This window comes from Pseudomonas sp. NPDC089741, from assembly GCF_044748825.1.
GTDB classification, from domain to species: Bacteria; Pseudomonadota; Gammaproteobacteria; order Pseudomonadales; family Pseudomonadaceae; genus Aquipseudomonas; species Aquipseudomonas helmanticensis.
In genome coordinates this window covers 159318-171995 of sequence record NZ_JBIVGT010000006.1, presented here as the reverse complement: position 1 = coordinate 171995, position 12678 = coordinate 159318, and the positions used below count along the sequence as shown (strand labels likewise).

The window sequence follows — 12678 nt, the reverse complement described above, 5'->3', positions numbered from 1 at the left end:
CCCGTCAGAAGCTATCGCGAGCAGGCTCACTCCTACAGGGGAACGCATTCCAATTGTAGGAGTGAGCCTGCTCGCGATGAGGTCCGAGCGGTCACCGCTGAATTAACGCCCGCCCCCCAAATCGACAAACGTCCCGGTCGCATACGAAGCCTTGTCCGACAGCAACCAGACAATCGCCTCCGCCACCTCATCCGGCCGCCCCCCACGGGCCATCGGAATCGCCGACTCAAGTTTGCTGACCCGATCCGGATCGCCGCTCAACGCGTGGAAATCGGTGTAGATGAACCCCGGGCGCACCGCGTTGACGCGAATGCCCTCGCCCGCGACTTCCTTGGACAGACCGATGGTGAAGGTGTCGAGCGCGCCTTTCGAAGCGGCGTAGTCGACGTACTCATTCGGTGAACCCAGACGTGAAGCCACCGACGACACATTGACGATACTGCCGCCCTGCCCGCCATGTTTGGGCGACATGCGCAGGATCGCGTGCTTGGCACAGAGAATCGGCGCGAGGACATTGGTCTTCATGATTTTGAGAATACGGAATTCGGACATTTCATCGACCCGCGATTTATGTCCGACGGTGCCGGCGTTGTTCACCAGTGCGGTGACGCGGCCCAGTTCGCTGTCGACCCGCTGGAACAGCGCAATCACTTCGTCTTCGATGCTGACATCGGCGCGTACGGCGATGGCTTGTGCCCCCAGCGCGCGGACTTGTTCGAGCACGCTTTGCGCGGCCTGTTCGTCTTGCTGGTAGTTGATGCAGATCCGATAGCCCTGCTCGGCAGCCAACAACGCCGTAGCGGCACCAATCCCGCGCCCGCCACCGGTGATCACAATGACTCTATCCATGCTGGCCTTTCCCCCGAATGCACACGTAACAGTCGGGGGGAAGAATAACCGCCATTGGCGGGTTTTGCATGGGCTCTGTCAAAGGCTCAACCGGCACCCTGAATTTTCAAGTTGTAGTGCATTTGTGACGAGGGAGCTTGCTCCCGATGGCCTGCACAGCAGGCCCAACCTTCAAAGGAGGGGCCGCTTCGCGTCCTGGCGGGGGCAAGCTCCCTCGCCACAATGTTTTTCCTGAACTTCGCTCAGCGGGAAGTCAGACCGCCGCCAGCTGCTCACCGCGCGCAATATCCTGCATGAATTTGTCCGCCGGCATCGGATGCCCGAGCAGATAACCCTGCAACGAATCACAGCCCAACTGCGTCAGGAATTGCTGCTGCACGCCGGTCTCTACGCCCTCGGCCACGATGCGCAAACCCAGCGCCTGACCCAACGCAACAATCGCCGAAACAATTGCGGCATCATCACTGTCATGCTCCAGATCGCGGACAAAACCCCGATCGATCTTCAGCTCGTTGGCCGGCAAGCGCTTGAGGTACATCAGGCTCGAATAACCGGTACCGAAGTCATCGATGGACAGGTCGACGCCCATGTCCGACAACTCCTGCAACACCGTCATGCTCGCATCGGCGTCGCTCATGGCGGTGGTTTCAGTGATTTCCAGGGTCAGGCTGTTGGCCGGCAGGTGATGCGTTGCCAGTGCCTTGGCGACGCTGCGCACCAGCCCGGTGTGGCAGAACTGCAACGCCGATAGATTCACCGCGATACGCCAGTCGGTATAGCCGAGCACGTACCACTCGCGCATCTGCCGGCAGGCTTCGTTGAGCACCCATTCGCCGATGGGAATGATCAGCCCGGTTTTCTCGGCCAGATCGATGAATTTGTCCGGCATCAACATGCCGTGCAGCGGATGCTCCCAACGCAGCAGCGCTTCGGCACCGACCGGTTGCCCATTGGCGGCGTCGAACTTGGGCTGGTAATGCAGGCTGAACTGGCTGTGTTCCAGCGCCGCACGCAAATCCTGCAGCAGTTGCAGTTGCTTGCGCGCGTTGTTGTTCATCGATGCGTCGAAGAAGCTGTAACCGTTTTTGCCGCCGCCCTTGGCGTGGTACATCGCCGCGTCAGCGTTCATCAGCAGCTCCTGAGCGTTGTGGCCATTGCCCGGGTACAGGGCAATGCCGACGCTGGCGGAAATCTGCAAGTCATGTTCCGCGACATGGAACGACTGCGCGATCAAGCCGACCTGGCGTGCCGCCAGCCCGAGGGCATCGTTCGGTTCGGTCAGGCGCACCAACAGCACGAACTCATCGCCACCGATGCGCGCCAACGTGTCCTGGCTGCGCAAATCTTCGCGCAGACGCAAGCCGACCTCACGCAACAACTGGTCGCCCATGTGATGGCCGAACGCATCGTTGACCGGTTTGAAGCCGTCGAGATCGATGAACATCAAGGCAAAGCAACCGCCCTGCTCATGGACCTTTTTGATCGCCTGATTGATCCGGTCGTCGAGCAGCATGCGGTTCGGCAGGCCGGTCAGCGGGTCATGCAGGGCCAGTTGGGTGAGTTCACGGTTGGCCACGGTCAGGGAATGCGCGAGGTCGGCGGTACGCGCTTCCAGCCGCGCGTCGAGGATCGACGTCAGCAAGGCAATCGACAACACCGCCAGCGTAGTGATCAGCACCAGACTGTCGAGGCCGTTGCCTTTGAGGCCATTGAGCGTTGCGCCGCAGAAGCTGCCATCGGGAAATTGCGCAGCCGCCATGCCGGTGTAGTGCATGCCGACAATGGCGATGCCCATGATGATCGCGGCGCCACCACGGATCAGACGCACATACGGCGAATGCTGACGCAGGCGAAAGGCAATCCACAGCGCCGCTGCCGAGGCACCGACCGCGATCAGCAACGAGGCGCCGAACAGCGTCGGATCGTAGTCGATGCCGGGGGTCATGCGCAGTGCCGCCATGCCGGTGTAATGCATGGCACTGATGCCGGCGCCCATGATCAAGGCGCCGAATGCCAGTTGCAGGATCGGCAGTTTCGGCTGGCTGACCAGCCACAAGGCAAACCCGCAGGACAGCACCGCAATCAGCAATGACAGCGCCGTGATGGTGATGTCATAGCCCAGATCGATCGGCAGCTTGAAAGCGAGCATGCCGATGAAATGCATCGACCAGACGCCGACACCCATGGCCAGTGCGCCGCCCGCTGTCCAGAAATGCACGGCGCGGCCCTTGGCAGTGGCGATGCGCCCGGTCAGGTCGAGCGCGGTGTATGACGCGAGGATCGCCACACACAAAGAAATGAACACCAGGGTGAAGGAATAGCTACCGATGAGCATGGAAATTCTCGTGATTCCCAAACCGTACTGCGTCCGTTCTCGGTCGGGCAAATGCGGCGATTGTACTGATTGCACAGCAGAACGCACTGACAAAGTAAGCAAATTGCCATCAACCCGATGAAACGCTTGTCAAATCGTCCTACAAGGCTCTGGCCCGCCCCTCACAGCCCACACCAAAATTCAGATCAACCCCTGTAGGAGCTGCCGCAGGCTGCGATCTTATGATCTTGTTTTTAAACATCAAGATCAAAAGATCGTCCGATCGCGGCCCGAGCCTTCGGCAGCTCCTACCGGGGAATAGCGCAGTCCCGAGGCGTCACGGTATCCGGGGGTATGGGTCTAGTTGGAATCCGAGACGTCGAGCTGTCCATCCCAACCGCCGCCCAGCGCCGCAATCAACTGCACGCTGGCAATCAAACGGCTCTGCAATATGTTCAGCACCGTGCGCTCGTTGCTCAGTGCAGTGGCTTGCACCACCACCACATCGATGTAGGCAATCAAACCAGCCTTGTACTGGTTTTCGGTCAGGCGCAAGGAATCACGCGCGGCATCCAGCGCTTCCTGGCGCACCGCGGCTTCGTCCTCGTACACCTTGAGTTGCACCAGATAGTTTTCCACCTCGCGGAAGCCATCAAGCACGGTCTGACGATACTTGGCCACGGTCTGGTCATAGACCGCTTCGGTGCGATCGACCTCGGCCGAACGGATGCCGCCGTCGAACAGCGGCAAGTCCAGCTTCGGCCCGACCGACCAGAAACGGTTGGGCAAGCTGATCAGGTTTTGTGAAGTACTGCTGCTGTAGCCACCGCTGAGGCTCAGGGACAGATCCGGGTAGTAGGCGGCTTTCGCCACACCGATATTGGCGTTGGCGGCAATCACCGAACGCTCGGCCGAGGCGATGTCGGGGCGACGTTCGAGCAACTGCGACGGCAGGTTCAGCGGAATCTGCGGCAGGTTCGGAATGTTCTGGGTTTCGGCGATGCTGAACTCGGCGGGCGCCTGCCCGGTGAGTACGGCAATGGCGTTCTCGAACTGCGCCCGCTGCCAGATCAGATCGACCAGGTCGGCCTGGGTGCTTTTCAGCTGCGTCTGCGCCTGGGCCACCGCATCACGCCCGGAAACACCGGCGCGGTACTGGTTTTGCGTCATTTTCAGCGAACGCTCATAGGCGACGACGGTGGCTTCGAGCAGACGTTTCTGCTGATCGATCACGCGCAATTGCAGGTAGTTCTGCACCAGCTCCGACTGCTGGCTCAGGCGCATGGCTGCCAGATCGGCAAAACTCGCCTGCGCACTGGCTTTATCCGCTTCAAGTCCACGGCGCAATTTGCCCCAGATATCGGCTTCCCAACTGACGCCCAACTGCGCGTTGTACGTGTCACGAATACCGCTGGAAGAACTGCTCAGGCTCGAACTGCTGCTGCCGGTGCCCTGGCTGGAGCGGGTCTTGCCAACGCTGAGGTCGACATTCGGGTAAAACGCCCCGCGCGCACTGCGCACCAGAGCCTGGGCCTGGCGGAACTGGGCTTCCGATTGCGCAACGGTCTGGTTGGAACTGTTGAGTTTCTCGATCAACCCGTTGAGCTGCTGATCGCCATACAACTCCCACCAGGCGCCGCGGGCCAGCGAATCGCTGGGGTTGGCCTGGCGCCAGCCCTGAGCTTCCTTGTACTGAGCGATTTCGGCAGTCTGCGGGCGCTGGTAATCGGGGCCGACGGCGCAGGCACTGAGCATCGCTACGCACAGCGACAGACTCAACAGGCGCGAGCCACGCACAGTGGCCAGATGGATAAGCGAACGGTCAGTCATAGCGGAGTTTCCAGAGCGGCGTCAGTACGCACGCCACGCCATTTATTGAAACGATGGCGCAGCTTGTCGAGATAGAGGTAAACCACCGGCGTGGTGTAAAGGGTCAGCACCTGGCTGAAGATCAACCCGCCGATGATGGTCAGGCCCAGCGGCTGGCGCATTTCCGCGCCTTCGGCCCGGCTGAGCAGCAACGGCAAGGCACCGAGAATCGCCGCCAATGTGGTCATCAGGATCGGCCGCAGACGCTGCAGGCAAGCGCTGCGAATCGATTCCAGTGGCGTCATGCCCTGATGGCGCTCCAGTTGCAACGCGAGGTCGATCATCAGAATGGCGTTTTTCTTCACCACGCCGATCAGCAGGAACAGGCCGAGCAGGGAAATCAGGCTGAACTCGCCACCCAGCGCATAGATCGACAACAGCGCACCGACCCCGGCCGAAGGCAGGGTCGAGAGAATCGTCAGCGGGTGAATGTAGCTTTCATACAGCACACCCAGCACCAGGTACACCGCCAGCAACGCGCCGAGAATCATGAACGGCTGACTCTTCTGCGTGGCGGCAAACGCGTCGGCGGTGCCGGCCATTTTCGCAATGACATCTTCCGGCAAACCGAGCTTGGCAATCGCCCGTTCGATGGCGGCACTGCCCTGCTCCACGGTCACGCCTTCGGCCATGTCGAAGGAAATGTCTTCCGAGGCGAATTGCCCCTCGTGGCTGACGCGGTCGTCTTCCAGGCTGTTTTCGTAGTGAGCGAAGGTCGACAACGGCACGCGCGCGCCGTCCGCCGTGATCACTTGTACCTGCTTGAGCGTCACCGGGTCCTGGGCATATTTCGGGTCGACCTCCATCACCACCTGATACTGGTTGAGGCTGTCGTAGATCGTCGAAATCTGCCGCTGGCTGTAGGCGTTATTGAGCACGGCGGTGACCATGTCCATGTCGACGCCCAGGCGTTTCGCCTGATCGCGGTCGACAATCAGCGTCACCTGCTGCGCACCCTTGCCTTCGCGGGCGTCGATGGCGGTCAGCTCGGGCAGCGCACGCAACGCGGCGACCACTTTCGGATACCACTCGCGCAGCGAACCGAGGTCCGCGCTTTGCAGGATGTAGCTGTATTGCGACGTGGTCTGCTCGCGACCGCCGCCGAACTGCAGATCCTGATCCGCCATCAACATCAGTTGCGCACCGGCGACTTTGGGCATTTCCTTGCGCAGGCGTTCGATGACTTTCTGCGCCGACAACTGGCGATCCTTGATCGGTTTCAAACGTACGAGCATGAAGGCGTTGTTGGTGCCGTTGGTGCCGCCGATGAAGCCGGCGACGCTTTCCACCGCATCATCCTTGAGCACGGCGCGACGAAAGATCTCCATTTTCGGCTGCATCACGCTGAACGACAGACCGTCATCGCCGCGCACGAAACCGATCAACTGGCCGGTGTCCTGCTGCGGCATGAAGGTTTTCGGTACCACCACGTACAACGCGACGTTCACGCCCACGGTGATCAGCAGACTGAGCAATGTCAGGCGCCGGTGACGCAGAACCCAATCGAGGCTGGTCGCGTACTTGCCGACCATCCAGTCGTTGGTCCGCCGGCTCCAGCGTTGCAGACGGTTTTCCTGCCCCGGCGTGTGCGGCTTGAGCCAGCGCGCGCACAGCATCGGTGTCAGCGTCAGCGAGACCACCAGCGACACCACAATCGCCGCCGCCAACGTAATCGAGAATTCACGGAACAGGCTTTCGACGATCCCGCCCATGAACAGGATCGACAGGAACACGGCCACCAGCGATACGTTCATCGACAGCAAGGTAAACCCGACTTCCTTGGCCCCGAGGTACGCGGCCTGCATCGGTTTGACGCCTTCGTCGATGTGCCGGGAAATGTTCTCCAGCACCACGATGGCGTCGTCGACCACCAGTCCGGTGGCCAGAATCAGTGCCATCAACGACAGATTGTTCAGCGAGAACCCGTAGAGGTACATCACCGCAAAGGTGCCGACCAGCGATACCGGCACCGCCAGCGTCGGAATCAGCGAGGCGCGGAAGTTACCGAGGAACAGGAACACCACGAGGATCACCAGCGCCACGGCAATCAGCAGGGTCATCTCGGCTTCATGCAACGTGGCTTTGATCACCGGCGAGCGGTCCATCGCCAGGTTGAGTTTGACGCTGGCTGGCAACACGGCCTGCAGTGCCGGCAGTTGCGCCTTGATATCGTTGACCGTCTCGATGATGTTGGCCCCGGCCTGGCGGTTGATCACCAGCAGCACCGCCGCGTCATCGTTGAAGAACCCACTGTTGTAGCGGTCTTCGACGCCATCGCTGACCTTGGCCACGTCCTTCAGGCGCAGCGCGGCACCGTCGGCGTAGTGGATGATCAACGATTCGTAATCCTTGGCTTTTTCCAGTTGATCGTTGGCCTGAATCTGCCACAGACGCTGACCGTCCTCGACCGAGCCTTTGGGCCGGCGTACGTTGGCATCGGCGATGGTCTTGCGCACGTCATCGAGTGCCACGCCGTACTGGTTGAGTGCCTGCGGTTCGAGTTCGATGCGCACCGCCGGCAGCGAACTGCCGCCGATCTGCACTTCACCGACACCCTGCACCTGCGACAGGCTCTGCGACAGAATGGTCGAGGCCAAATCGTAAAGCTGGCCTTTTTCCAGCACGTCCGATGTCAGCGACAACACCATGATCGGTGCCTGCGACGGGTTGACCTTCTTGTAGGTCGGCATGCTGCGCATGCCGCTCGGCAACAAGTTGCGCGAGGCGTTGATCGCCGCCTGTACTTCGCGCGCCGCGCCATTGATGTCGCGATCGAGGTCGAATTGCAGAATGACCCGGGTCGAGCCCTGGCTGGAACGGCTGCTCATGGTGTTGACGCCGGCAATCGCGCCGAACGAGCGCTCCAGCGGCGTCGCCACGGTAGACGCCATGACCTCGGGGCTGGCACCGGGCAGGCTCGCCTGCACGACGATCACCGGGAAGTCCATTTGCGGCAGTGGCGCCACTGGCAACAAGCCGAAGCTGACACCGCCCAGCAGCATGATCGCCAGGCTCAGCAGCATCGTTGCGACCGGACGCTTGATGAAAGGACCGGACAGGTTCATCGAACGCAATCCCCAACGTCACACCACACTCCTGTGGGAGCGGGCTTGCTCGCGATAGCGGTGTGTCTGTCTATTTTGATGTTGCAGGTGCGGGCCTCATCGCGAGCAGGCTCACTCCTGCAGGGGTTATTTCTACGGACCGTCATACCGAGACCTCTTTGGCGTCGGCATTGGTTTTGCCGAAGCGTCGGCCGAGACGGTCGAAATACAGGTAGATCACCGGCGTGGTGAACAGCGTCAGCACCTGGCTCACCAGCAAGCCGCCGACCATCACCAGACCCAACGGTTGACGCAATTCGGCGCCGGAACCGGTGGCCAGCATCAACGGCACCGCGCCGAACAACGCGGCCAGCGTGGTCATCAGGATCGGCCGGAAACGCAGCAGCGCCGCCTGATAGATCGCCTGCTCCGGCGCCATGCCTTGCGTGCGCTCGGCGTCGAGGGCGAAGTCGATCATCATGATCGCGTTCTTCTTGACGATACCGATCAGCAGAATGATGCCGATGATCGCGATCATCCCCAGATCGTTGCCACTGAGCAGCAACGCCAGCAAGGCACCGACCGCCGCCGACGGCAACGTCGAGAGAATGGTGATCGGATGGATGTAGCTCTCGTACAGCACGCCCAGCACGATGTACATGGTCACCACTGCCGCGAGAATCAGCAGCAAGGTGCTCGACAGCGAGGCCTGGAACGCTTCGGCTGCACCCTGGAACTGGGTTTGCACGCCCACCGGCATGCCGATGTCCTTCTGCACCTGCTCGATGATGTCCACCGCGTGCCCCAGCGCGACGCCGGGCGCAAGGTTGAACGACATCATCACTGCCGGGAACTGGTCGATGTGAGTGATGGCCAGTTGCGCCTGACGCTCCTCGACATGGGCCAGGCTCGACAGGCGCACCTGTGCGCCGTCAGTGGTCTTCACATGAATCTGATCCAGCGCCTGCGGACCGATCTTCTCCCCGGCCTGCGCTTGCAACACCACGCGGTACTGGCTGGCCTGGGTGTAAATGGTCGAAATCTGCCGCTGACCGAAGGCGTCGTACAGCGCATCGGTGATGTTCGCCACCGACACGCCGAGGCGTGAGGCGGCATCGCGATCGATCACCAGATAAACCTGCAAGCCCTTGTCCTGCAAATCGCTGGCAACGTCGGTCAGTTCCGGACGCTGCGCCAGTGCCTCGACCAGACGCCCGCTCCACTGGCTGAGCAGCTCGGAATCCGGTGACGACATGCTGAACTGGTACTGGGTGCGGCTGACCCGATCCTCGATGGTCAGGTCCTGTACCGGCTGCATGAACAGGCGGATGCCGACCAGTTTGTCCACTTGCGGTTGCAAGCGCGCGATTACCTCGGTACCGGTCAGGTCACGCTGGCCATGCGGCTTGAGATTGATCAGCAAACGGCCGCTGTTGAGCGTGGCGTTGTCGCCGTCGACACCGATGTAGGACGACAGGCTTTGCACGGCCGGGTCTTCGAGAATGATCTTCGCCAGTTCCTGCTGTCGGTCGCCCATCGCCGCGAAGGAAATCGACTGCGGCGCTTCGGAAATGCCCTGGATCACCCCGGTGTCCTGCACCGGGAAGAAGCCTTTCGGCACCACCATATAAAGGACAACCGTCAGTGCGAGTGTGCCGATGGCCACCAGCAATGTCAGCGGCTGATGCTTGAGCACCCACTGCAACTTGCGCCCGTACGCGGCGATCATCCAGTCGATGACCGCACCGCTGGCGCGGTAGAAACGGCCCTGCTCATGAACTTCCGGCTCACGCTTGAGCAGACGCGCGCACATCATCGGCGTCAGGGTCAGCGAGACCACCAGCGAAATCAGGATTGCCACGGCCAGGGTGATGGCGAATTCGCGGAACAGGCGCCCGACCACATCCGCCATGAACAGCAGCGGAATCAGCACCGCGATCAGCGACAGGGTCAGGGAAATCAAGGTGAAGCCAATCTGCTTCGCGCCCTTGAGCGCGGCCTGCATCGGGCTGTCGCCTTCTTCGATGAAGCGCGCGATATTTTCCAGCATCACGATCGCATCGTCGACGACAAAACCGGTGGCGATGGTCAGCGCCATCAGGGTCAGGTTGTTGACCGAGAACCCTGCCAGGTACATCACCCCGAAGGTACCGATCAGCGACAGCGGCACGGCCACCGACGGAATGATCGTCGCACTGGCGCGGCGCAGGAACAGGAATGTCACCATTACCACCAGTGCGATGGCGATCAGCAATTCATGCTGCACATCGGTGACCGAGGCGCGGATGGTCTGGGTGCGGTCAGTCAGCACCGTGACGTCGAGGCCGGCCGGCAAGTTATCGGTGATGCTCGGCAGCAACGCCTTGATGCGGTCGACCACTTCGATGACGTTGGCGCCCGGCTGACGCTGGATATTCAGCAATACCGCCTGATTCTGGTTGGCCCACGCGGCGAGGCGTTCGTTTTCGGCACCATCGACGATTTCCGCAACGTCCTTGAGCCGCAACGGCGCGCCGTTCTTGTAGGCAAGGATCAGGTTGGCGTAATCCTTGGGCGAGGTCAGTTGGTCGTTGGCATCGAGCATCGACACCCGGGTCGGGCCGTCAAAGTTGCCTTTTGGCTGGTTGACGTTGGAGGCACTGATCAGCGTGCGCACATCCGACAGGTTGAGGCTGTTGGCCGCCAGTGCCTCTGGGTTGACCTTGATCCGCACCGCCTGGCGTTGGCCGCCGGCAATGCTGACCATGCCGACGCCGCTGATCTGGGCGATCTTCTGCGCCATGCGCGTATCGACCAGGTCGTTGAGCTTGGGCAGCAACATGGTTTTCGAAGTGATGGCCAGGGTCAGCACCGGGGTGTCCGCCGGGTTGACCTTGTTGTACACCGGTGGCGCCGGCAGGTCGGTCGGCAGCAGATTGGTCGCCGCGTTGATTGCCGCTTGCACCTGTTGCTCGGCGACATCCATGTTGATGTCGAGGCTGAAGCGCAGGGTCAGCACCGAAGCGCCGCCGGAGCTGGTCGAGGCCATTTGCGTCAGGCCGGGCATCTGGCCGAACTGGCGCTCAAGCGGCGCCGTGACCGCGCTGGTCATCACATCCGGGCTGGCGCCGGGGTACAGCGTCATGACGCGGATGGTCGGGTAATCGACCTGAGGCAAGGCCGACACCGGCAACAGGCGATAAGCGATCAGACCGGCCAGCACAATGGCCAGCATGCTCAGGGTAGTGGCTACCGGACGGAGGATGAACAGCCGCGAAATGTTCATGCGCCCTTCTTGGCCTTGTCAGTGACAGCAGCGTCCGGGGCGTTGGCGGCGGATTTTCCTTGCAGATGTTCGGTCGGCGTGGTCGGCACCTGATTGCTGTCGTTGACCACTTCCACTTCGCTGCCTTCCTTCAGGCGGTCGGTGCCTTCGAGGACTACGCGGTCGCCTGCGGACAGGCCTTCGGTGACCACAGTATTTGAACCGTCGCTCGCGCCAATCTTCAACTGGCGGATAGTGACCTTCTTGTCGCCGTCCATCGCGTAGACAAAGGTGCCATTGGTGCCGAACTGGATGGCTGCCGACGGTGCCAGCACCACGCCCTTGAGGGTGTCGGCGAGCAAGTGCACGTTGACGAACTGGTTGGGGAACAGCGACTGGTCACGGTTTTCGTAACGCGCCTTGAATTTCAGGGTACCGGTGGCGACGTCGATCTGGTTGTCGAGGCTTTGCAGCACGCCAGTGGCTTGCAGTTTGCTATCGCCGCGATCCCACGCTTCGGCCGGCAGTTTGGCACCGCTGCGATAGCGGGCGAGCACGGTTTCGAGGCTGTTTTCCGGCAGGGTGAACGCGACGCTGATCGGTTGCGTCTGGGTGATCACCGCGAGGAACGTGGTGTCGTTGGCCGCCACCAGATTGCCGACATCAAGCTGACGCAGGCCGACGCGACCGGCAATCGGCGCGCGGATTTTGGTGAATTCGAGATTGAGCTTGGCGTCGTTGACCGCCGCCTGATTGGTCTTGACCGTGCCCAGATACTGGCCGACCAGCGCTTCGGCGGTGTCCAGCGTCTGCTTGGCGATGCTGTCTTCCTTGAACAGGCCGCGATACCGCTCGACATCGACCTGAGCGTTTTTCAGTTGTGCCTGATTCTGCAACAGCGTGCCTTCCGCCTGCAGCAAGGCATTCTGGTAAGGACGCGGGTCGATCTCTGCCAGCAGGTCGCCGGCCTTGACCATCTGCCCTTCTTCGAAATTGATTTTCATCAATTCGCCGCCAACCCGGCTGCGCACGTTGATGGTATTGAGCGCCGTAACCGTGCCCAACGCCTTGTAATACAGCGGGAAGTCACCGGTGACTGCCGGCGCCACGCGCACCGGAATCGGCCCGGTGCCGCCGCCGAAGCCCGGCCGCATCATCCCCGAACGCCCGGCGTGTCCTGCGGCCGCTTTCTCGGCGCCCTCCTTGTGGGCCGAGCCGGCAGGCCAGAATTTCCAGCACAGCACGGCGATAACCAACAAGACAAGCAGGCTGATCAGCCAGCGACGGGAGTTGCGGGGGGACGATTGCATGGAGTGATTAACCATTGGGCGCGTGGGCTTCTTTTACGGGAGGCTGAA

Annotated in this window: 6 protein-coding genes; all 6 read right to left on the bottom strand. The window is 61.4% G+C overall.

The window, feature by feature from the left end; translation table 11 throughout:
- Positions 1–102: 102 nt before the first annotated feature.
- Complete coding sequence (locus tag ACIPZE_RS09250) at positions 103–849, bottom strand: SDR family oxidoreductase (protein WP_283436618.1); 747 nt, start codon at positions 847–849, stop codon at positions 103–105.
- Positions 850–1102: 253 nt separating this feature from the next.
- Positions 1103–3184: a bifunctional diguanylate cyclase/phosphodiesterase gene (locus tag ACIPZE_RS09245; protein WP_283436619.1), complete on the bottom strand. Its 2082-nt coding sequence runs from the start codon at positions 3182–3184 to the stop codon at positions 1103–1105.
- A gap of 339 nt (positions 3185–3523) precedes the next feature.
- On the bottom strand, positions 3524–4993 hold the full coding sequence (locus ACIPZE_RS09240) for an efflux transporter outer membrane subunit (RefSeq protein ID WP_129393435.1): 1470 nt from the start codon (positions 4991–4993) through the stop codon (positions 3524–3526).
- Positions 4990–8097, bottom strand: coding sequence for an efflux RND transporter permease subunit (locus tag ACIPZE_RS09235; protein ID WP_283436620.1), 3108 nt, complete (start codon positions 8095–8097; stop codon positions 4990–4992). Before ACIPZE_RS09235 ends, ACIPZE_RS09240 begins: the two co-directional genes overlap by 4 nt.
- A 142-nt stretch (positions 8098–8239) precedes the next feature.
- Complete coding sequence (locus ACIPZE_RS09230) at positions 8240–11341, bottom strand: MdtB/MuxB family multidrug efflux RND transporter permease subunit (protein WP_400772539.1); 3102 nt, start codon at positions 11339–11341, stop codon at positions 8240–8242.
- Positions 11338–12645, bottom strand: a complete 1308-nt coding sequence (locus tag ACIPZE_RS09225) for an MdtA/MuxA family multidrug efflux RND transporter periplasmic adaptor subunit (RefSeq protein WP_129393426.1) — start codon at positions 12643–12645, stop codon at positions 11338–11340. Before ACIPZE_RS09225 ends, ACIPZE_RS09230 begins: the two co-directional genes overlap by 4 nt.
- Positions 12646–12678 lie beyond the last annotated feature (33 nt).

Excerpts from the sequence above, each read along its gene's own strand:
- ACIPZE_RS09250 (WP_283436618.1), bottom strand. The coding sequence starts at position 849 with ATGGATAGAGTCATTGTGATCACCGGTGGCGGGCGCGGGATTGGTGCC.
- ACIPZE_RS09245 (WP_283436619.1), bottom strand. The coding sequence starts at position 3,184 with ATGCTCATCGGTAGCTATTCCTTCACCCTGGTGTTCATTTCTTTGTGT.
- ACIPZE_RS09240 (WP_129393435.1), bottom strand. The coding sequence starts at position 4,993 with ATGACTGACCGTTCGCTTATCCATCTGGCCACTGTGCGTGGCTCGCGC.
- ACIPZE_RS09235 (WP_283436620.1), bottom strand. The coding sequence starts at position 8,097 with ATGAACCTGTCCGGTCCTTTCATCAAGCGTCCGGTCGCAACGATGCTG.
- ACIPZE_RS09230 (WP_400772539.1), bottom strand. The coding sequence starts at position 11,341 with ATGAACATTTCGCGGCTGTTCATCCTCCGTCCGGTAGCCACTACCCTG.
- ACIPZE_RS09225 (WP_129393426.1), bottom strand. The coding sequence starts at position 12,645 with ATGGTTAATCACTCCATGCAATCGTCCCCCCGCAACTCCCGTCGCTGG.